We start from the raw sequence: 20567 nt of genomic DNA on the forward strand, positions 1-20567 counted from the left end.
GAGTGCAGATGTCGTCGTTGTCCGGGCGCGTAGCCCTGGTCACGGGTGCCGCGGGGGCTGGGATAGGCAAGGCGATCGCCACCAGGCTGGCAGCGGAAGGTGCGACGGTCGTCGTCACGGATTCGCACGAGCGTCGGCTGGCGGAGGCAGTGACCGACATCCGCCATGCGACCGGAGGTACCGCCGTCGGGCACGTGCTCGACGTCGGTGACCGCGAGCAGATCGTGGCCGTGACCGACGCCGTTCGCGCGGAGTTGGGACCGATCTCGATCCTGGTGAACAACGCGGCGGTGAACGTGATCGGGTCGATCTTCGATTACGAGCCGGCCTCGTGGGACCAGGTGCTCGCGGTCAATCTAACTGGTCCGTGGATGCTTTCCCGGCAGGCCATGAACCACATGCGTGATGCTGGAGCGCCTGGAGTGATCCTTAACGTGTCGACCTACGCTCCGGATGTCGGTGGTGAAGGGATCGAGACGCCCTATGCGGTCAGCAAGGGCGGCCTCAGCGTGTTGACCCGTTGCTGCGCCCATGAGGGAGGGCCCCACGGGATCCGGGTCAACACCCTGTCGATGGGCATGGTGACCGGGACCCGCTTCACCGACACGCTGCATCCGGAGATGCAGGAGGGCGAGCGGGTCAAGACGGCCCTGGGACGGCTGCCGCGCGTCGAGGACATCGTCGAGGCCGCGGCGTTCCTGGTGTCGGACCGCTCCGCATCCATCACCGGCGAGATCGTGAACATTTCTGCGGGATCGCACATGCGGTACTGACTCGATTTCATAGACGAGAAACTCAACTGGAGGAGACCAATGGCAGAGGCAGTGATCGTCGCCGCCGCGCGCACACCGATCGGGCGCGCGTACAAGGGCGCCTTACGTGACATGCGCCCCGACGACCTGGCTGCGACAGCGGTGCGGGCCGCTGCGACGCAGCTCCCTGCGCTTGACCCGAGTGAGATCAAGGACCTCATGCTCGGGTGCGGCGCGCCGGGAGGTGAACAGGGCTTCAATATGGGACGGGTGGTTGCCACGCTGCTGGGGTGGGACACCGTCCCCGGAACGACCATCACCAGGTACTGCGCGTCCAGCGTGCAGACGACGCGGATGGCAATGCACGCAATCCGTGCGGGCGAGGGCGACGTCTTCGTCGCAGCGGGCGTCGAGGCAATCAGCAGGGGACGGCGTGGCCACGCGGACACCCCACCCGTCGACGAGAATGCAGATCCCCGGGATCGCTCCGCGAATCCGTGGACGAATCCACTCTTCTCGTCTGCCCAAGCACTGACCCGCGAGCGCACGCAGGGTGATGCCCCCGTTTGGCAGGATCCCCGGACGTCCGGTGGTCTGCCGGATGTGTACATCGCAATGGGACAGACCGCGGAGAATGTCGCTCAGGCGTACAACGTTTCGCGGCAGGAACAGGACGAGTTCGCGCTGCGTTCCCAGACGCTCTATCAGCAGGCCGCCGAGGCCGGCTTCTGGAAACGGGAAATCACTCCGATCACGCTGCCTGATGGCCAGGTGCTGGATCGTGACGAAAGTCCCCGTGCCGGAACCACGCTCGAAAAGCTGGCGGCATTGTCTCCGGCATTCCGGCCGGACGGAACCGTCACCGCAGGCAACGCGTGCCCACTCAATGACGGCGCTGCGGCGCTGATCATCATGTCCGATCGGAAGGCTGCAGAGCTGGGAATCACCCCTCTGGCACGTATCGTTTCGACAGGGGTGTCCGCCCTGTCGCCCGAGATCATGGGACTCGGGCCGATCGCCGCCACCCGCAACGCACTCGCGAACGCCGGGATGTCGGTCGGGGACATCGACCTCTTCGAGATCAACGAGGCGTTCGCTGCTCAGGTGATCCCCTCCTACAAGGAACTGGGGATCCCGCTCGACCGGCTGAACGTCAATGGCGGCGGCATCGCTGCAGGTCACCCCTTCGGAATGACCGGTGCTCGCATCGCGACAACGTTGATGAACTCCATGCGGTGGCATGACAAGCAGTTCGGGCTCGAGACGATGTGTGTGGGCGGCGGTCAGGGTATGGCAATGATCTTGGAGCGCCTGAGCTGAGGACCCGCTGCGTCCGCCAGTAGCTCGCCCCGTCGAGGCATCGGTGACCGATGCGCCCTTGTCATCCCTGCAGAGCAGGGGGCGGGACTGTTCTCTCTTCTATGGCCCTAGGTGGGCGATGGCCCCGGCCGACCTGTGGGTTGATATGATTGAATGATTGCACGATTGACCGCCGAATGGAGGGCATATGTCGGTTGGTACAGAGTCGTCGTTGGTGCGGGTTCCGAAAGCCGGTGAACTGGTAGCGGCCAAGTTGAGGCGACAGATCGTGACCGGCGAGCTGAAGCCCGGGGACCCGCTCCCCGGTGAGTCCGCGCTCATGGAGCGGTACGGTGTGTCCCGGCCGACCATGCGTGAGGCATTTCGCATCCTCGAGTCGGAATCCATCATCGTCGTGCTGCGAGGCGCCCACGGAGGCGCGCGGGTTCTGGCGCCTGACGAGTCGGTTGCGGCGCGTCACATGGGCTTGCTCTTGCAGTACCAGGGAGTGGCACTGGCCGATGTCTATCGCGCTCGCACAGAGGTCGAGATTGCCGCTCTGCGCGCGTGGGGAGGCAACGAGCCGGACCTGAAGAGGCTGACCGAGCTCGTTGAGGAGGGGCGTAGTTTGCTCGGGGATCCGGTCGGGTTCGCGAAACTCGACACTCGGATCCATCAGGCGATCGTGGACCTGGCTGGGTCTCAGACAATGTCCATCATGATGGGGATGCTCCTGCACATCATGGATGCGCACAACCGTCTATACATTGTCACTCACGGCCCCGAGCATGAGCTCGTCGTCGACCAGTTGGCGTACCGGTCCTACCGGCGGCTGTTGAAACTGTTGAGAGAGGGCGACGTCGACAGCGCAGTAGCCCACTGGCTTCGCCACCTTCGCAAGGTGGCCAACGTCATGCTCGACGATTCCGGGACGACACTCGTCGAAGTACTGTCGTAGAACCACCCTGCGATTCGCAAAGGGCGCGTGATGTCATCACGCGCCCTTTTTCTTTGTCCGATAACGACATCCGGAACCGCAACCGTCGCGGCCTGCCTAAGGTCGCGAACGGTTGGCTCCAGCTCGAGATTAAGGTATAAATAACTAACTGATTAAGCTCTTGGTTGTATGGGCCGCAGATCTTCGGCCGAATGCGGTTGGAAGGTCGCCGCCTCCCTGGACCCCCGGTTGACCGAGGGCGAGCTCAGTCAATTCCAGATTCGGAAGAACCCACGAGTTCGGTATACACAAGGAGAAGTTGTATGGGTCTGCATGATAATCGTGTCGTCGTCGTGACAGGTGCGGGCCGCGGCATCGGCCGTGAGCATGCCCTCGAGTTCGCCCGCCAGGGGGCCAAGGTGGTCGTCAACGACCTAGGGTCGGTGGACGAGACCGTCGCCGAGATCCGGGACGCCGGGGGCGAGGCAATCGGAAACAACGACGATGTCTCCGACTGGGACGGTGCCGGCCGCCTCATCCAGTCCGCACTGGACGCCTTCGGCGATCTGCACGTTCTGGTCAACAACGCCGGAATTCTGCGTGACAAGATGTTTGTGAACATGGATGTCGACATGTGGGATGACGTCATGCGGGTCCACCTTCGGGGAACGTTCTGCCCGACCCGGCATGCCGTGAACTACTGGCGGGCCAAGCACAAGGAGGGCGACCCCGTGCAGAATCCCAGCATCGTCAACACGTCCTCACCCTCAGGTCTGTACGGCAATGTCGGCCAGTCCAACTATGGAACGGCGAAGGCGGCGATCGCCGGGCTCACGGTGATCCTTGCGGATGAACTCGCGCGGCTGGGAGTTACGGTCAATGCGATTGCCCCCAGCGCACTCACACAGATGACTGCCGGACTCGACGCCTACGTCGCGCATCTGGAGCAGATCAAAGAGAAGACGGGCTTCGACTACGGTTCACCGGCAAACATCGCTCCGCCGGTGGTGTGGCTGTCCTCGCCGGAGGCTGCGTCCATCACCGGCCGCGTCTTCAACGTCAAGGGCGGCAAGATCGGTGTGGCGGAGACCTGGGTTGCGGGGCCGGAAGAAGAGCGGTTCGAAAAATGGGATTCGGCCCAGCTCGGCGAGGTCATTCCCCGCCTGGTGGCCTCGGCTCGCCCCAATTCCGACGGTTCCGGCAACCCGCGTGTGGGCGGCTGACAGTGCCGACCCACGGGATCAGCATCGAGCGGGACGGGGCGGTCGCGGTCGTGTGGCTCGATCGCCCCGACCGTGGCAACGGGTTCACCTCCGCGATGCAGGTCGAGTTGCATGATCAGCTCGCTACACTCGACTGCGAAGATGACGTTCGAGCGATCGTCGTCACCGGCCGAGGGCGGTTCTTCTCCACCGGCGCTGACATGGACCCCGAGGGCACGAACTTCGCTTTCGATGAGGACCGGACCCGGCGAGCACGCCTCATGATGCGCCATCGACCACGCCCATGGAAGATGCGCACCCCGATTATTGCCGCGATGAACGGATCAGCGGTCGGTCTCGGTCTGACCTTCCCTCTGCAGTGGGATATCCGGGTCGTCAACGAGGAGGCCAAGTACGGGTTCGTATTTACCCGGCGCGGTCTTATACCGGAACAGAATTCGCTGTGGCTCCTGCCGAAACTGGTTGGTCTTGCGACTGCAACGGAGCTTCTCCTCACCGGTCGGCTCTTCAGTGGTGCCGAAGCCCGACAGATGGGAATCGCCACCCACGCGGTACCTGCTGACCAAGTGCTTGACACCGCCATGGGACTGGCCTCTGAGATCGCCCGCTGTACTAGTCCCGCTGCGGTCGGCGTGACGAAGCAGTTGCTCTACTCGCTTCTCTCAGAAGCCGACCGAGAGGTGGCCTTCCACCAGGAATGGGAGATCTTTCGCGATCTGGGGAGTCAGCCCGACTCGGCGGAAGGAGTGGCCTCGTTCATCGAGAAACGTGATCCGAACTTCACCTCCGGAAAGCATTACGAGATCGCTGGCGTCGGCTCCAGGGCCTGGGAGCGCCCCAAGATCTGACCGCCAGTGCCCGGTACCCATATATCTCATGCCTGACAGATAAAGTGCCCGGCTCCGCGGATGCGGAGCCGGGCACTTCTCGCTGTGTCCCCCGACGATATCGACTGGGAAACGCCCTGGAGTCAGAGCTCGAGAACGAGCCGGGGACAGGCGGCACGCGAGACACAGATGTACATTCGGTCGTTAGCTGCCTGCTCCTCCGCGCTGAGAATCGAATCGCGATGCTCCACTTCGCCGGCCAGGACCGTAGTCTCGCAGGTTCCGCAGGTTCCGTCCTGGCACGAAGAGTACACATCGACGTCGGCGTCCTGTAAAACCTGGAGAACCGAGCGGTCCGGGGGAACGACGAGAACCGTTCCGCTATCGGACAGTTCGACTTCAAACGAGCCCGTGGAGGTCTCCTGGTCGAACTCCTTGGGCTCGAAGCGCTCCATGTGCACCGATCCGACCGGCCAGCCAGCAGTGCGCTCCTCGATCGCCTGCAGCAGGCCGCTGGGTCCGCAGGTGTAGACCAGTGTCTCTGCGCGATGCCCGTCCAGCACAGTGGCTAGGTCGATAAGTCCGACCTCGTCCTCCGGATAAAGCCGGACTCGATCGCCGGACAGCGTGGTGATCTCGTCCAAGAAACCCATCGACTGCCGCGAGCGACCGCCGTAATGCAGTTCCCATTCCGCACCGGAGGCCTCGGCGGCGGAGATCATGGGAAGCAACGGCGTAATACCGATACCGCCGGCGATGAACACGTAACGGGGGGAGGGGAGCATATGGAAGTGGTTCCGCGGCCCCTTGACCTCAATCGCGGCCCCGACGCCGACCTCGTCCACTATGTAGGACGAGCCACCCCTGCTGGCCGGATCCCGCAGGATTCCGACACGATAAGTGCCGTTGTCGGAGGGAGTGCCACACAGGGAGTACTGGCGTGTCATGCCATTCGGGAGACAGAGGTCGATGTGGGCGCCCGGATCCCAGGGGGGCAGAGGGGCTGATGTGGAATTCTCGAGTTCCAGCACCACCACGCCCTCGGCGACCGCGTCACGTCGGCGAACTCGAAGGTGAAGATGGGCCTCGTCTCGGCCGGATACTGCCATGGTGGCTCCTTGGACTGTTGCGGTATTTGGAAGTGTGCGCGACACCCGCGCGGCTCAACGTCATTGACATCGAAGGATTACAGTCGGCTTTTCATCGACGTGAAAATCCAGATTGACCCGGCACTGTGGTGGACGTCAACACCAGATTGTCGGCAGTGCGTCGCTGCTACCTCTGCCGGCGACTCCGACGCGAGATCGATTTCGCGACCGTCGATGACCCGTCGGGTTCAGATCCGCTCGGCTGCCGGGTCTATGGTCGATCTGATGACGCCGCCGGACAGCTAGTGGGTACACCGCCGGAGCACTGTCGACTACGCCCTGTGCTTCGGCCTGCCTATCACCAGTACGTTCTTCGGCACGGTTATCGCTTCTCCTTTGCGGGCCAGCGGAACTCCGTCACCGCGCCTGGTGAAGTGTCGATGATCTCAGGGTGTCAGACCGAGACGGGTGAATCGGTGGCGACCAGGTCGAATAGACGGGACCGGATCAGCGACTCGGCGTCACCGACTATTCCGTTCACCAGGTCCGCGACCGTGGGTATGTCGTGGACCAGGCCCTGTGCCATTCCCGCAGTCCAGATGCCGTAATCCAGGTCTCCGGTGACGTACACCTCCCGTCCCCGCTTGCCCGCCACAAGATCACGAACATGATCGAACGTCGCTCCGCCGCGCAGCATCTCGACCACGCGTTCGCTGACGGCATTGCGAGCCACCCTCGAGGTGTTCTTCAGCTCGCGGAAGATGAGATCGGTCTGACGGATATCGGCCTCGAGAATGCGGTTCTTTACGTTCGGGTGTATCTCGGCTTCGGCGGTGCACATGAATCGCGTGCCCATGTTGATGCCGTCCGCGCCCAGTGCCAAGGCGGCGACGAGACCACGTCCGTCCGCGAATCCGCCGGAGGCGATGATCGGAATCTCCAGTTCGTCCGCGGCTGCTGGGATCAACACCAGGCCGGGGATGTCGTCCTCGCCTGCGTGTCCCGCGCATTCGAAACCGTCGATACTGACGGCATCGACGCCGAGTTTCTGAGCGGAGACCGCATGGCGCACGGTGGTGCACTTGTGCACCACCGTGACTCCGGCTGCCTTGAAGTCGTCGAGGTGTTCCACCGGGTTGGAGCCGGCGGTCTCGACGATCTTGATCCCGGACTCGATGATCGCGCGCCGGTACTCGGCGTACGGTGGCGGCGAGATGGACGGCAAGATCGTCAGGTTTACGCCGAACGGTTCGGAGGTGAGAGACCGGCATCTCTCGATCTCCTCGCGCAGCGCTGCCGGTGTGGGTTGAGTCAGCGCGGACAGGAACCCCAGTGCGCCGGAGTTCGCCACGGCGGCCACCAGCGGAGCGGTTGCTACCCACTGCATTCCGCCCTGTACCACTGGGTGACGGGTACCGACGAGATCGGTCAGGCTGGTTCTGATCATAGGAGCTCCAGTTCGATTCGAGAGTGCATCGTGACAGTCACGACTTCGTCTGTCCTTCTACGAAGATGCGATGCTCAGCGGAAGCCATGCTGTATCGCTCGGTCATCAGAGAGTGGCCGACGGGTCCGGTCAAACTCGATTCCAGGTACATATTGAGGGCACGCTTCGTGTCTTGGAGCGCACCCGGCGGCTGCGCGGCCAGACGGTGCGCGATCGTGGTGGCCTCGGTGAGAACGTCGTCACGTGGTACGACCCGATTGGCGATGCCCATCGACTTCGCCTCCTCGGCGCCGATACGCCCTCCCAAGAGCAGCATCTCCTTTGCCCGGAGCAGGCCGACATGCAGCGGCCAGGCCACCCCGCCGTCTCCACAGACCAACCCGACGGCGATGTGCGGATCGGCGATGAAAGCGGATTCCGACATCACCACGAAGTCGCTGAAGGCGAGGAAGCTCGCGCCCAGGCCGACGGCCGGACCGTTGACGGCAGCGACAATTGGAAGCGGGAAGTGGACTAGTTCGACGAGAAGACGGCGGGCTTCATCGACATTGCGCCAGCGACCTACCGGATCCAGCGATAGTTGCATCATCTCGTAGTCCCCGCCGGCGCTGAACGCCTTGCCGGCTCCGGTCACGACCACAGCTCGCGCCTCGCTGTCGTCGGCGAGCTGTCGCCACAGCGAGAGAAATGCGTGGTGCATCGTGACGCTGGTGGCGTTGCGACTCTCGGGCCGATTGAGTGTGACGATTCGCACGGGCCCGTCGGACTCGATGAGGATCTCGGGTTCCTCGGTCATGAGATCAGGCGCCTTCCGAATCGAGGTGTGGAGCGTCCCATCGGACCGGGAGGGTCTGACGGCCCCAAAGGTGGAACTGAGGGATCCGCTCGGACTCCCCGTCGAGCCGAAGATGGGGCAGACGGGTACGGAGAAGCTCGAGAGCCCGGTTCCCTTCGGCGCGGGCCAGCGGCGCACCGAGACAGAAGTGTGCACCCCCACCGAAGGCCAGATGCCGACGAAGAAACTTCATGGGGCGGTCGAGGCGGAACTCGTCCGGATCCTCCCACTGTTGCGGATCCCGATTCGCAGATCCGAACAGCAGCATGACCTTCGACTTCTCGGGGATCGGGCAGCCGGAGACAGTCACGTCGTCGGCGGTGGTACGAAACAGTCCCAGGACGGGCGGATCCATCCGGAGACTCTCTTCGATTGCCGGTTGAATCAGTTTGCCGTCCTCAACGATCCGATCCCACAGCGACGGCGTCGAGAGTAGGCGATATGTGACGTTCGTGAGCATCGAGGTGGTCGTGTCGTTACCCCCGGTGAGGGCGGTGGCCAGCACGTAATCAATCTCGGAAGGCGTCAGGGTACGGTCGCCGTACTTCTTGACGAGCATGAAGCTCAGCAGGTCGTTCGGAAGGACGGTTCCGAGATGTGTCTCGTCGGGCACCTCGATCGAGGCGCCTCGAAGCAGTTCCCGCCGGCGCTCCAGGTGTGGCTCGAAGTACGCGTGAAGTCGGCGGGCCGCGGGGGCTACACCGTTCTGTTCCGGAATGCAGAAGGCCCCGAGGAACTCGTCGGTCATTTCCTTGATCTCGAGTGCGTCCTCGGGGGGGACGCCGATGAGCTGCGCGATGATCCTGATCGGGAGCAACACCGCGAACTCGGATGCGAAGTCACCCTGTACCCGGTCGTCGGCTGTCATCTCGTCGATGAGATCGTTGATCGTCGAGTCGATGAGATCGCCGTAGACGACACCGGCATTGGCCGGCAACCAGGTTCGGAACAGCGCGCGGAAGTCACGACTGTCCTCGGCGTCCTGATTGAATCCGATGGCGCGGTGGAACTGGGGGCTGCTCCCGTACCGGGCAGACCATCGCGCGGCCTCGGCGTCGTTCAGGGCGGCAAAGATGTCCGAGAACCGGGTGAGGCTGTAAAACTCGGGCGAGAACTCGGCAGTGTGGCGAACGGGACACTCTTCTCGCGCCTTGCCGAACGCGGCGAACGGATCGTCCGCGAACTCCGCCGACATCGGATTGAAATCTTCGTCCACCATCGGACCTGTGAAGTCGTGATTACTCATGTGGCTGTCTTCCATGCTCGGCCCCTCTTTTTGTGCTCCTGAAGTGCTGCTGCTTCCAGCCGTAGACCTTCTGCCGGCGATACCCGGTCGATGTCGACGCACAGTTGTTTGACCGTCGACGCCAAGTCGGGGTCCATCGCGGCGATCCGGCTCGCCAACGCGACTGCGTGCTGGCGGAGGTGCTCTGCCGGAACTACTTCGGTCACCAACCCGAGCCGCAGAGCGACGTCCGCCGGCAGCGGATCATTTGCAAGGATCATTCTTCTGGACCAGCTCTGCCCGACGGCCCGGGGCAGGTGAACGGTCAGCCCGCTTCCGCTCATCGCACCGATCTTCAGGTGTGTATCGCGGAACACTGCGTCAGGAGTTGCGATCAGCATGTCGCATGCGAGGGCGAGCTCCAGTCCACCGGTGACCGCAGGACCGTTGATTGCGCCCACCAACGGCTTCGGAAATGAGTGCGCGCGCCGGATGGCGTCGCCGACAACTCCGCGGGGCGCATCCGGTTTGCTGAATTCGGCGAGGTCGAGGCCGGCGCAGAAGCCCTTGCCTGCGCCGATCAAGACGACGGAGTGGACGGCGTTCTCCGTTGCAGCTCTGTCCATCTCGGCGACCAGCCGACGCGCGAGCGTGCTGGTGAGTGCGTTGCGTGCATCGGGTCGATTGAGGGTCCAGACTTCGACGCCGCCGGGCTGTCCCTGGACAAGTAGCTCGCTCATCAGTACGAATCCCAGAGAACGGAGTACCCACCGTCGACATTAACCGTCTGCCCGTTGATGTAGCCGCCTGCTTCGGAAGCCAGGAGCAGGGCGAGACCTGCGAATTCGCGCGCCTCACCTACTCGTCCCGCGGGGCAGCGATCCAGATACCGGCGCAGCCGACCCTCGTCGGACAACACCGCCTCAGCCTGCCGCGTCTCGAACAGCGCTGGCGCGATTGCATTCGCGCGAATCCCGTGTTTTCCGTACTCGCACGCAAGATTGCGGGCCATCTGGGCCAAGGCTGCCTTGGTAATGCCGTAGGGGCCGTTGTCCGAACTTCCGAGGGTCGATCCGATGACGGACGACGTGAAGATGATCCTGCCCCACCCCTGATCCACCATATGTGGCAGCACCTCGCGACAGAACCAGTGGGCCGACATGATGCTGCTGTCGATGAACTTGGTCAGAGTGCGATCCTCGAGGTCGGTCGTTTCGCCGACCCAGATGTTCATTCCGGCGTGCAACAGCAGCGCATCGATCTGGCCCACCTCTGCACGTGTCCGGGCCATCAGGTCGGTGACCGAGTCACGGTGGCCGATGTTGGCCACGATCGGGTGGGCGCGGTCGGCGCCGACCGCCTCGTTGACCTGGGCGGCCGCAGCGCCGGTACTTTCGGTGTCACGCCCGACGATGACTACGTCGGCACCATGCCGGGCGAGTTCGTGAGCCGCGGCGAGACCCATGCCGCGAGTGGATCCGGTGACGAGGGCGACGCGCCCTGTCATGGAGAAGATGTCTGAGTCGGTAGAGGCGATTGCCATCGCGGCGACGTCCTGTTCGTAGGGAGTTTTGCGTCGGGGTCGGGTTATGGTCGACAAGAACTCGGTGGACACCGGTCAACGTGGGGTGAAGCGCTGCGCGCCGTCGAGGCGAACGACCTCCCCGTTGAGGTAGTGGTTGGTCAGCATGCCGAGCGCGAGATCCGCGAACTCCGATGTTCTACCAAGCCGTTTCGGAAAGGGAACGTTGGAGCGGAATTTCTGCAGTGCCTGCTCGCCGACGGTTTCCATCATCGCTGTCTGCATGGTGCCAGGGGCGATCGTGTTGAGTCGAATACCGAAGGTACCGAGGTCGCGGGCACCGGCCAGCGTCAGTCCGATGACGCCGGCCTTCGCCGCCGCATAGGCGCTCTGGCCGATCTGACCCTCGTACCCAGCGATCGACGCCGTTTGAACTATGGCACCGCGCTCGCCGTCGTCGTCCGGATCATTGGTGGCCATGTGCGCGCTGACCAGTCGCAGAACGTTGTAGGTTCCGGTGAGATACAGGTCCAGCGTCCTGGTGAATCCGTCGAGAGAGGCAGGGGAACCGTCCCGCTGGACGATGCGCTCGGCAACGCCCCATCCGCCGTGGGCAAGGACAGCGGAACGCAGGTGGCCGAGACGGGATGCGGCCTCGATCGCCGCCGAGACGCTGTCGGAATCGGTGACGTCGGTGCGTGCGTACACCACGGAACCGGCCAGCTCGTCGGCCAATTCACGGGACCGATCGTCGGCGAGGTCGGCGATGACTACTGCTGCGCCGTGCTCGTGCAGTCGACGGACGACCGCCTCGCCCAGGCCCCCGGCGCCACCGGTGACGATGGCAGCGGTGCCGGACAGATTCATCGAGGTCATGGTTTCCTCCCTTCGTCTCGATTCGACCGGGTGCGGATCGCGGTCGAGCCGCGACGCCCTCAATAAGACAAACTATCTACCGGATTAACTTCGGTCAAGGCAAGCGGCAGAGACCGTCCGGAACCCGGGCATCGTCCACGACGAGGTCACGCACCGGGCGTGGGAGGCGCACGGTGCGTGACAGGGTCGGGCGCGGAAGGGGCGGACGTGTGGGTGACCGACGGCGACGCGGTTCCGATGTCGATGTCTTCCGGTGACTACCGGAACTTCGACCGGCCCCCGTCGGCGAACAGCGTGCGTCCCGTCATGTAGTCCGAGTACGGACTGCTGAGGAACACGACGATACGGCCGATGTCGTCGACGGGGTGCCCCATGCGCTTGATCGGACGCTCTAGCATCTTGTCGAGCTGCTCGTCGGTGAGACCGGCCTTGACGCGTTCCCACGCGGGTGACGAACCCGTCGGGACGATGACGTTCACGGTGATGCCGTACCGCCCCCACTCTGTTGCGACCGCCTTCGTCAGGCCACGAACCGCTTCCTTCGCAGCCGCATAGGTGGCCATGGTAGCGCCACCCTCGGTGCCGGCGTTCGAGCCGAAATTGACGACCTTCCCGCCCCTTTCGCGGAGGTGCGGGAAACATGCCTGCATGCAGTTGAAGGTTCCGAGAACCGACGACCGATAGGCATCGAGGAGGTCGTCGGAGGTGGCGTCTTCGAAGGGCACGAATCGGAGGGTCATCGCGTTGTTGACGAGTATGTCGAGCCTGCCGAACTCGGACACAGTGGTGGCCACGGCGGCGTCGACCGCAGTGCGGTCCCGGACATCGCAGGTGACGGCCAGGGCGGAGCGGCCGGCCGCGGTGAGGTCGTCGGCCACCTTCCGTGCGTCGGCGGGCGAGATGTCGGCGATCACCACGGCTGCGCCGTCCGCGGCCAGTGCGTGAGCGGTTCCTTCACCCAAGCCCTGTCCCGCACCCGTGATCAAGGCGACCTTGTTATCCAGTAAACCCATTGTGATTCCCCTAGGTTCGTCGTTGAGACGTGTCATGGATGCCTGAGCCACAGGGCTGTGGGTATCCGTGCGTATCGGTACCTCGAGGTTCCGATTCCCGGATGCGTCAGCCACCCGCTGCGTTCGGTCGGGCGTGTCCGGCATTGGCAAGGTCAAAGTCGGTCTTGTATGCCATGGCCCAGTCGGCGAAGGCAGCTGCGGCCATCGGGCCGATGTCCCCAGCAGCAATCAGGAGGTCGCGGGCAGTCCGAAGCCGGGCACCAGCCTGCGGTGCGTGTCCTGCAGTCCGGCGATGTAGGCGTCCGGATCGGTCGCCCGCAGGGCATACTCCTCCATTACGGGCGGGTAGGTGGTCGAGAGGAAGCGGTCACTCTCGATGAGATCGATCAGCATCGTCGCGGCGGCCTCCGATGTCACCGCGGTGCGGACGGACTCCCGCACGTATTCGTTGTCGCCCGCATGAGCAAGGAGCATCGGGGTGAGCATGCCCTTCGGGCAGAAGCAACTGGTGATCACCCCTCGCGGACCGTAGGTCATGGCCATCCACTCGGCGAGGGCGAGTTCGGCGTGCTTGGAGGCCGCGTAGGCGGCCGACATGGGGTTGGTTGTCAGCGCGTTGGCCGAGGCCACCATGGCGAAGTGTCCCTCGCCGCGCTCGATCCAGGCGGGAAGCAGGGCGCGGGTGGCGTACACGACTCCCATGACGTGCACATCCCACATCCGCTGCCAGATGCCGTCATCGCTGAAGGGGGTGGTCTGCGCGCCGATCCCGGCGTTGTGCACCCAGATGTCGACGCCACCGAGTTGATCGACGGCGGCGCGGATCTGTGCCTCATCGGTGACGTCGGCGGTGATCGGGATCCCGCCGACCTCGGCAGCGATTTTCTCCGCTGCCTCGGCGTTGAGATCGATCACCCCGATGCGCGCGGCGCCTCGTTCACGGGCGATGCGGCAGGCCTGCGCGCCCAGTCCTGCTCCGCCGCCGGTGATCGCGACTATGCGACCGGACAACTTCATTTCGATTCCTTCACTGGTGGGGACGTCTGGACTGATTCCGTGGTCCGAGGCTCACTGCGACCACTGTGGGTGCCGAAACAATGGTGGGCGCCCCGGAAAGCCCGGGTACCCACCACATGATCAGCGCGCGGCGCCCTGCGCTTCGAAGGCCGCACGCTCGGGCGCATCGGGGCCCGCGTCGGTTCCGGCGGTCTGCAGGTGCGGAGTCGACGCACTGCCGAGTTCCCCGTCCGGGTAGAACTGCATGGCCCACTTGCGGATTGCACGGAAGCCCTTACCCTCGGCCGTGGCCAGCGCCGGCGGGTCGGAGTACTTCTGGTGCTTCCAGATGACGATATCTGCCTCGAACTGGTTGTTGGCGTAGCGCTGCCGTCGCTCGAGCGATGCCGGTTGGTGCGGAGAGTCGTCGCCAGGGATTCGGTCCAGCCACACCGATGACCGGATGTCCGAGGTCTCGTCGTCGACCGGCGTCACAGTGACAATCACCCGCTGGTTGTCCGGGCCCTCGAACGCGGCCATGCCGATACCGAGACCGATGTTGATCACGTGGCCGAAGCCGTGGACGGCCCCGTTCGGTGTGAGCACCGTCTTGTCCTTTGTTGCGCCGAAGACCATCTCGAAGTCCACGTAGGCGATTGGTCCTTCGAATTCCTGGCGGAGGGATACCGGAAGATTGGCGGCACGATGCACGAACTTGAAGTGCGCGAGGTCGACGCTGTTTTCCATCACGTACTGCGGGTGAAGCTCGAGCCCGGAGTACGACAAGGTGCCCTCCGGGTAGGTGCGGTAGAAGTCCTTGGCGGTGCGGCCGTCCGAGTAGGCCTCGAACACATCCAGCACGTCGAAGAATGGTTCGCGCCCCTCGAGGTCATGCCAGATGTAGACGCTTTCATTCTTCTCGACCACCGGCCAGGTGCGCATTCGACGCGTCGGGTTCGGACGATCCTGGTAGGGGATGCATACGTTGCGTCCCTGCCCGTTCCACTCCCATCCGTGGAATGGGCAGATTATCCGGTCTTCCTCGACCCGGCCCCCATGACCGAGGTGGGCGCCCAGATGCTCGCAGTAGGCGTCCATGACTGTGAGGTTTCCGGAGGTCGACCGCCAGGCGACCATCTCCTGACCGAAGTACTTCATTCGATGGACTTGGCCGGGTTCGATCTCGGCGGACCAGGCAACCTGGAACCAACCGGTGGGTTTCATCGACAATGCGGGCTTGACCATGTATACGTTCCCTTCGAACTAGTGCGAAATAGGCCGCTGTCGGCCGGTGGAGTCAACGACTCTGGATGGGGGCTTATCGCGTCGGGCTCCAGTCCGGTGCCTCGACGAGCCTGTCCCAGGCGTTCTCGGGCAGACCCTTTTCCCGGAGCTTGTACTTTTGCACCTTGCTGGTCGGTGTCATCGGGAACTTCTCGACCTGGTGGACGTAGCGTGGGACGAAGAAGTAGGGAGCATGTTCGTCGATGTAGCGGCACAACGCGAGCGGGTCGATCGTCGTCCCGGGCTCGGGGAGCACGTAGAGCAGCAGCTCGTACTCGTGCAGCTGGGATGCGTACTCGATGTCGGTGGGTCGGACACCCACCGCGGCGGTGTCCAGGACACCGGGGAAGGCTCGAGCAATGTGCTCGACCTCGAAGGACGACAGGTTCCGGCCCTTGAACCGCAGCGAGTCCTTCTTGCGGTCGACGAAGAACATCTCGCCGTCTGCGTCCTTTCGCCCCAGGTCGCCGGTGTGGTACCAGAGATTGCGGAAGGCCTCGGCGGTCTTGTCGGGTGCGTGGAAGTAACCGTTGAAGATGGTGAAAGGCTGGCGAGGCCGGATGCAGAACTCGCCGACCTCGTCGACACCGACCTCCCGATCGTATTTATCCAAAAGCGCCGTTTCCACCAGATCATCCGGCTTCGGGACGCCGCAGGCTCCTGCCTTCAGGCCCCAGTCGTCCCGGTACATGACCGCGCCCAAAACCTCGCTCTGCCCGTATCCGGAGAACACGGTCTCGATGCCCCAGCGCTTCTTTGCCACCTCGATCAAATCCGGCACCGGCGGATTCATCACTAGACTGCGCAGGGTGTTATCGCGTTCCGCCGCAGTCGGCTTCTGCTGGGACAGGAACACGTGCATCGTCCCGAGCATCATGGTGTGGTGCGCGTCGTAGAACCTGATGCGGTTCCAATAGTCGCGCACCGAGAAGCGCTTGTCGATGCCCGCCTTCGCTCCGGTGACCAGGGCCGCGTAGACGTTCATCGACCAGCCGCTGGAGTTGTACATCGGTACGCAACCGTAGAAATTCTCACCTTCGCGCACGCCACCACGAATGTCGTTGTGGTGCAGGGCATGGGAGATCCAGGCGTTGTGCGGCTGCTCGACGCCCTTGGAGCGGCCGGTGGTCCCGGAGGTCCACATGATCGAGTTGGTGTCACCGTAGTACCAGTCCGGGGTGGTCGTGATCCCGGCATGCTCAGCGAAATCGACCAGCCGGTGCACGGTGACACCCGGGAGCCGGGTGTCGAGATCGGTCGGAAGATCGCCATTCACGACCAGATGATCGAAATTCGTCTCGGCCAGGCTCGTGATCGTGGGCAGTAGGTGGGCGTCGACGACCAGAACGCGGGATCGGATGTCCTGCAACAGCTCCTGCAGCCATTCGCCGCGGTACTCGGTGCTGACCGGCGACCACATCGCGCCGGCCTGGTTGGCCCCGAAGGCGGTGATCGCCATCTCGGGCGAGTTGTCCATGAACATGGCGACCGTGTCACCCCGGCCGACCCCGAGCTCGGACAGCGCTCCTGCGTTGCGCCGGGATCGTTCCCACACCTCGCCGTAACTGTGAGTGCCGTGTTCTCCGGCCAGGAAGATCTGGTCCGGTACGGCCTCCGCTTGTCGGCGCAGGACGGTGGTAACTACCCGCTCGTCTGGGTCGGTGAGGTTGACAAGGTGCATGGGGGCGAGCCTCTCGCAGGGAAGGATCTTGAAGGGAGGAGGTTAGGAACTTGGCTCAGCCGATCGGGAGCTGATGCTGCCGCGTAATCCGAGGCCGAGGAGGGCGATGGTTACCCACGCGGCCAGCAGGACCCAGCCGATGATGCCGGCGCCGTACGCGTGGAGCGCGGCCGCAACGGTGAAGGGGAAGACGATGCTCCACAGTCGGCCGGAGGAGTATGCCATGCCAGCACCGGTCGAGCGTAGTGCCGAGGGGTACTCGTCCATCATTGCAGCATTCAACACTGGCGAGAACCAGGCGATCAACACGAAGTGGACGAAGGCCATCACCGCGATGACTCCAGCCGCCGGCACGATGCCAAAGAGCAGGCCAACGATGCCCGCGACCACTGCGACGCCGAAGAACTGGGCCTTACGAGGCAGCCGGTCGGCGAACGCGAAGGCGAGGAGCATGCCCACCGGGGCACCGACGATGGCGACCATGGTGATGGTGAGTAGCGTCTCGCTGTCGAATCCCCGCATTTGCAGGATGGTCGCCAGCCAAACCGAGAACACCTGGGTAACAGTCGAATACACGATCCATATCGCCATGAGGATGATAGTCGGCCGGAGCAACTTCCCACGGAAGGCTGCGCGCCAGCCACTGCCCTGAACCGATTCCTCCTCCGCGGCGACCTCGGCCATACTGTGCTTGACCACCGCTGGGGGGAGAGCCGTGCCGACGGCCTGCTCGACGCCGCGCTCGAGCCGTTGAAGCTCTCGTTCGGCATCCTCGGGACGGCCTCGGGAGAGCAACCACAGCGGCGACTCGGGGAGGCGGAACAGCAGGCCGAGGGCGAGCAGGCCAAGGCCACCGATGGCGAACAGCCAACGCCAGGCGTGGGGGTCCAGCGGAATGATGGTCCGGCCCAGGATCGCCACCGTGGCGCCGCCGATACCGCCGAAGAAGGCGGTCAGGGCGACACGTGAGCCGCGGCGGTGGACGGGCGAGACCTCGACGAGGTAGGTCATAGCCACGACGAAGATGATGCCCATACCGATCGCGGTCACCAGGCGGAGGACACCGAAGGCTATCAGGCCGCTGGCGAAGACGTGGGCGAGCGAGCCCAGAGACGCCAAGACGAGGCCCACTCTCAGGATGGGCAACCGTCCGTGCCGGTCGGCCACTCGGCCACCGATCAGCGCGCCGATCAGCATGCCGGTGAAGGTCACGGAGACCAGGGTCGCGATGTTGTTGAGGGAGAAGCCTTCCCCGGCCCGCATCGCTGGGGCCACGATTCCGAAGGCCGACTGGTCGTAGAGGTCGAAGAAGTAGGCGGCCGCGGTGGCGACCATGATGCGCAGCGCAATGCCCTTGGCGGGGAGTCGGGACAGGCGTGCGGCAATTGCGGCGGCATCCAGCGAGGCCGGAACGGTCTCGCTGGTGGGGGTACTCGACATTGATCGCTCCAGTGGGTGAGGTAACCGAAGAGTGGAGGGGTTGCCGAAAAGGGCGCACGTTCTCTTGACAAATCGCGCGTCCTCGAGCGGTGTCTGCATCGACTTGAGGTGGCGGAGGCCGGGTGGATTCGGTCGAATCCACGAACCGGATCTCTAGTCACATCACTCCAAGCGATGTGATCTACGCTACTGACTTGACAGCTATGTCGCAAGTGCAACATTGTTGTCACCATGAATGGATACCAACCACTGGCAGGCATCAAGGTCCTCGATCTGGGGATTCTCATTCCTGCGGCATTGACCTCCGGAAAGCTCGCTGCTCTCGGCGCCGATGTGGTGAAGGTTGAGCAGCCGCCCGCCGGCGACCGCATCCGCAAGATCCCCCCATTCGCTCCCGACGGCGGCAGCCCCCAGCACATGAGCCAGAACTGGGGTAAGCGGTCGATCGCGCTGGACGTCCGGGACAAGGCCGACCGGGAGACCCTCATCGCCCTGGTGCGTGCGGCGGATGTCGTCGTCGAGAATCAGCTCGCGGGTTTCTGGCTGGAGGCGGGCGTCGACTTCGCCGAGCTCCGGAAGGAGCGACCGGAGTTGGTGATCTGCTCGATCACCGGTTTCGGGCAGACCGGCCCCTGGGCGGGCCTGCCTGCACACGGCCTCAATGTCGACGCCCTCGCTGACGGGATCAACCTCGTCTGGGAGGACGGCAGGCCGCACCGCGGCTGGGCCTTTACCTCTTGGGGCAACGAGCTTGGTGCACTCTCGGCGGTGGCCGGCACGTGTGCGGCGATCGCGTCCGTCCGGGCCGGTGGCGAGGGTGCCTGGGTCGACGTATCCTGCTGGGATGCCCTGGTCGAAACCCATCGCACCGAGATCGCGATGACGCACCGCACCGGCAAGGCATTCTCCTATCGGGACACTCCGCGGCAGGCGCTCTACACCACCTACCTGTCTTCGGACGGAGTGCCGATCCTCATCGGCGCGCTCGAGCATAAGTTCTGGAAGCGTTTCTGTGCGGGCATCGGTCGGGAGGACCTGGTGTCCCACCACGAGGGCGGCGAACTCGAATACGGCGACGCGGATGCGGCCCTCGAAGCAGAGCTCGAAACCGTGTTCGCAAAGGAAGACGCGGCGACCTGGATGGAGCGCTTCCGAACCTGGGACGTGCCGGGCGGGCCAGTGCTCGATGTCCAGGGCTTCATGGCAAGTGATCACTTCGCCGCCCGCGAGATCATGTCGGGGTCGGAGGGTGAGTGGCCCACCGTGGCCACCGCGATCCGATGGCACCACACCGGAACGCGCGCCGGCGACAGCCTGACCCCCCCGCCGGACTTCAATGTGCACGCGGATGGGATTCGCCGTGACTGGCTCGGCTGAGCCCGCCGAGCCCCGAGACCTCGGCCGTTCGTCAGCGCGCACGGAGCTGATGAGGGCCGAGGTCAGGCGCGTCGCGGCGGAGGTGTTCGCCACCCGCGGGTCCGACGCGACCGGGCTGCAGGACGTCGCGGACAGGATGGGGATCAGCAGATCCGCCCTGTACCGCTACTTTCCGAGTCGGGACGCCTTGGTGAGTGAGATTGTCGCCGAGCACGCCGAGCGGGCGGCGAAGATCATGGCCGAGACCATTCCTGACAGCTCGCCCGAGGTGCGGCTGCACGACCTGGTCCGGAGCCTCGCCTCCTTCGCGATTGAACACCCACAGACGACGCGGATGGTCGACACCATCTGGCCGGTGCTTCCAGAGGCTGCCCAGACGATCGTGCGGGACTTCAACCGGTCGTTCTTCGCCTCCCTGCGCGGAGTCATCGTGGTCGGAATCGAGACCGGGGTTTTCCGGGACGTCGATCCCGGTGTAGCGGCGCAGACGATGGCCTCGGTGACACGTTCGCTGGCGATCTGGTTCGATGCCGGAGGCCGACTCAGCGCGGAGCAAGTCGCCGAACAAATCGCTTCGATCGCGGTGGCCGGGTTGCTCGCCCCGTCGGCGGCGACGTCGGCGGTTCTGGATTCGGCACAACGGGCAGCGACGGCAGTCCGATCCGAACTGGACCGACTCGAGCGAATTCTCGGGCAGGCGAGGCCCGTCGACGACGCGTAAGGATGTGCGAGCGGTCGGCACGAG

General features: G+C 64.2%; 19 protein-coding genes. 7 read left to right on the top strand and 12 right to left on the bottom strand.

From position 1 onward, the window contains the following. The first annotated feature begins 8 nt into the window (after positions 1–8). From L1080_RS29580 to L1080_RS29600, 5 genes are all read left to right on the top strand, one after another. Positions 9–773: an SDR family NAD(P)-dependent oxidoreductase gene (locus L1080_RS29580; RefSeq protein WP_159923497.1), complete on the top strand. Its 765-nt coding sequence runs from the start codon at positions 9–11 to the stop codon at positions 771–773. Between the two features lie 39 nt (positions 774–812). Beyond that, entirely contained in the window at positions 813–2072 is a 1260-nt protein-coding gene (locus tag L1080_RS29585) for an acetyl-CoA C-acetyltransferase (protein ID WP_159923499.1), read from the top strand. A gap of 187 nt (positions 2073–2259) precedes the next feature. After that, positions 2260–3009, top strand: coding sequence for a FadR/GntR family transcriptional regulator (locus L1080_RS29590; protein WP_159923501.1), 750 nt, complete (start codon positions 2260–2262; stop codon positions 3007–3009). 302 nt (positions 3010–3311) lie between these two features. Further along, entirely contained in the window at positions 3312–4211 is a 900-nt protein-coding gene (locus L1080_RS29595; RefSeq protein ID WP_159923503.1) for an SDR family NAD(P)-dependent oxidoreductase, read from the top strand. Positions 4212–4213: 2 nt separating this feature from the next. Beyond that, a complete protein-coding gene (locus L1080_RS29600) occupies positions 4214–5059 on the top strand; it encodes an enoyl-CoA hydratase-related protein (RefSeq protein ID WP_236603197.1) in 846 nt (281 codons plus the stop codon). A 122-nt stretch (positions 5060–5181) separates the two neighbouring features. On the opposite strand, the gene L1080_RS29605 is transcribed toward L1080_RS29600, so the two are convergent. The 12 genes from L1080_RS29605 to L1080_RS29660 form a co-directional block, all read right to left on the bottom strand. Beyond that, on the bottom strand, positions 5182–6147 hold the full coding sequence (locus L1080_RS29605; RefSeq protein WP_159923507.1) for a PDR/VanB family oxidoreductase: 966 nt from the start codon (positions 6145–6147) through the stop codon (positions 5182–5184). Between the two features lie 433 nt (positions 6148–6580). Beyond that, entirely contained in the window at positions 6581–7573 is a 993-nt protein-coding gene (locus tag L1080_RS29610) for an NAD(P)H-dependent flavin oxidoreductase (RefSeq protein WP_159923509.1), read from the bottom strand. A gap of 37 nt (positions 7574–7610) precedes the next feature. Further along, a complete protein-coding gene (locus L1080_RS29615; protein WP_159923511.1) occupies positions 7611–8369 on the bottom strand; it encodes an enoyl-CoA hydratase/isomerase family protein in 759 nt (252 codons plus the stop codon). A gap of 4 nt (positions 8370–8373) precedes the next feature. After that, positions 8374–9654: a cytochrome P450 gene (locus L1080_RS29620; protein ID WP_250776992.1), complete on the bottom strand. Its 1281-nt coding sequence runs from the start codon at positions 9652–9654 to the stop codon at positions 8374–8376. Next, complete coding sequence (locus L1080_RS29625) at positions 9651–10373, bottom strand: enoyl-CoA hydratase-related protein (protein ID WP_250776991.1); 723 nt, start codon at positions 10371–10373, stop codon at positions 9651–9653. The genes L1080_RS29620 and L1080_RS29625 overlap by 4 nt, the downstream gene beginning before the upstream one ends. Further along, positions 10373–11176, bottom strand: a complete 804-nt coding sequence (locus L1080_RS29630; protein WP_250776990.1) for an SDR family NAD(P)-dependent oxidoreductase — start codon at positions 11174–11176, stop codon at positions 10373–10375. The genes L1080_RS29625 and L1080_RS29630 overlap by 1 nt, the downstream gene beginning before the upstream one ends. A gap of 75 nt (positions 11177–11251) precedes the next feature. Next, positions 11252–12031, bottom strand: a complete 780-nt coding sequence (locus tag L1080_RS29635; RefSeq protein ID WP_374435841.1) for an SDR family NAD(P)-dependent oxidoreductase — start codon at positions 12029–12031, stop codon at positions 11252–11254. A gap of 257 nt (positions 12032–12288) precedes the next feature. Beyond that, the gene (locus tag L1080_RS29640; RefSeq protein ID WP_250776989.1) at positions 12289–13044 is read right to left on the bottom strand and encodes an SDR family NAD(P)-dependent oxidoreductase; all 756 of its coding nucleotides are present in this window, start codon (positions 13042–13044) and stop codon (positions 12289–12291) included. A 228-nt stretch (positions 13045–13272) separates the two neighbouring features. Next, positions 13273–14061, bottom strand: a complete 789-nt coding sequence (locus L1080_RS29645; RefSeq protein WP_250776988.1) for an SDR family oxidoreductase — start codon at positions 14059–14061, stop codon at positions 13273–13275. Between the two features lie 120 nt (positions 14062–14181). Then, on the bottom strand, positions 14182–15285 hold the full coding sequence (locus L1080_RS29650; protein WP_250776987.1) for a Rieske 2Fe-2S domain-containing protein: 1104 nt from the start codon (positions 15283–15285) through the stop codon (positions 14182–14184). Between the two features lie 73 nt (positions 15286–15358). Then, positions 15359–17005, bottom strand: coding sequence for a class I adenylate-forming enzyme family protein (locus L1080_RS29655; RefSeq protein ID WP_250776986.1), 1647 nt, complete (start codon positions 17003–17005; stop codon positions 15359–15361). A gap of 42 nt (positions 17006–17047) precedes the next feature. Next, complete coding sequence (locus L1080_RS29660) at positions 17048–18445, bottom strand: MFS transporter (protein WP_159923525.1); 1398 nt, start codon at positions 18443–18445, stop codon at positions 17048–17050. A 231-nt stretch (positions 18446–18676) separates the two neighbouring features. On the opposite strand from L1080_RS29660, the gene L1080_RS29665 reads away from it, so the two are divergent. Then, complete coding sequence (locus L1080_RS29665; RefSeq protein WP_159923527.1) at positions 18677–19822, top strand: CaiB/BaiF CoA transferase family protein; 1146 nt, start codon at positions 18677–18679, stop codon at positions 19820–19822. After that, positions 19806–20543, top strand: coding sequence for a TetR/AcrR family transcriptional regulator (locus tag L1080_RS29670; RefSeq protein ID WP_236603199.1), 738 nt, complete (start codon positions 19806–19808; stop codon positions 20541–20543). The genes L1080_RS29665 and L1080_RS29670 overlap by 17 nt, the downstream gene beginning before the upstream one ends. Positions 20544–20567: the final 24 nt, after the last annotated feature.

Source organism: Rhodococcus sp. MSC1_016 (assembly GCF_023667485.2).
In the GTDB taxonomy this organism is placed as follows: Bacteria; Actinomycetota; Actinomycetes; order Mycobacteriales; family Mycobacteriaceae; genus Rhodococcus_F; species Rhodococcus_F oxybenzonivorans.

Excerpts from the sequence above, each read along its gene's own strand:
- L1080_RS29580 (WP_159923497.1), top strand. The coding sequence starts at position 9 with ATGTCGTCGTTGTCCGGGCGCGTAGCCCTGGTCACGGGTGCCGCGGGG.
- L1080_RS29585 (WP_159923499.1), top strand. The coding sequence starts at position 813 with ATGGCAGAGGCAGTGATCGTCGCCGCCGCGCGCACACCGATCGGGCGC.
- L1080_RS29590 (WP_159923501.1), top strand. The coding sequence starts at position 2,260 with ATGTCGGTTGGTACAGAGTCGTCGTTGGTGCGGGTTCCGAAAGCCGGT.
- L1080_RS29595 (WP_159923503.1), top strand. The coding sequence starts at position 3,312 with ATGGGTCTGCATGATAATCGTGTCGTCGTCGTGACAGGTGCGGGCCGC.
- L1080_RS29605 (WP_159923507.1), bottom strand. The coding sequence starts at position 6,147 with ATGGCAGTATCCGGCCGAGACGAGGCCCATCTTCACCTTCGAGTTCGC.
- L1080_RS29610 (WP_159923509.1), bottom strand. The coding sequence starts at position 7,573 with ATGATCAGAACCAGCCTGACCGATCTCGTCGGTACCCGTCACCCAGTG.
- L1080_RS29615 (WP_159923511.1), bottom strand. The coding sequence starts at position 8,369 with ATGACCGAGGAACCCGAGATCCTCATCGAGTCCGACGGGCCCGTGCGA.
- L1080_RS29620 (WP_250776992.1), bottom strand. The coding sequence starts at position 9,654 with ATGAGTAATCACGACTTCACAGGTCCGATGGTGGACGAAGATTTCAAT.
- L1080_RS29625 (WP_250776991.1), bottom strand. The coding sequence starts at position 10,373 with ATGAGCGAGCTACTTGTCCAGGGACAGCCCGGCGGCGTCGAAGTCTGG.
- L1080_RS29630 (WP_250776990.1), bottom strand. The coding sequence starts at position 11,176 with ATGGCAATCGCCTCTACCGACTCAGACATCTTCTCCATGACAGGGCGC.
- L1080_RS29635 (WP_374435841.1), bottom strand. The coding sequence starts at position 12,031 with ATGACCTCGATGAATCTGTCCGGCACCGCTGCCATCGTCACCGGTGGC.
- L1080_RS29640 (WP_250776989.1), bottom strand. The coding sequence starts at position 13,044 with ATGGGTTTACTGGATAACAAGGTCGCCTTGATCACGGGTGCGGGACAG.
- L1080_RS29645 (WP_250776988.1), bottom strand. The coding sequence starts at position 14,061 with ATGAAGTTGTCCGGTCGCATAGTCGCGATCACCGGCGGCGGAGCAGGA.
- L1080_RS29650 (WP_250776987.1), bottom strand. The coding sequence starts at position 15,285 with ATGGTCAAGCCCGCATTGTCGATGAAACCCACCGGTTGGTTCCAGGTT.
- L1080_RS29655 (WP_250776986.1), bottom strand. The coding sequence starts at position 17,005 with ATGCACCTTGTCAACCTCACCGACCCAGACGAGCGGGTAGTTACCACC.
- L1080_RS29660 (WP_159923525.1), bottom strand. The coding sequence starts at position 18,445 with ATGTCGAGTACCCCCACCAGCGAGACCGTTCCGGCCTCGCTGGATGCC.
- L1080_RS29665 (WP_159923527.1), top strand. The coding sequence starts at position 18,677 with ATGAATGGATACCAACCACTGGCAGGCATCAAGGTCCTCGATCTGGGG.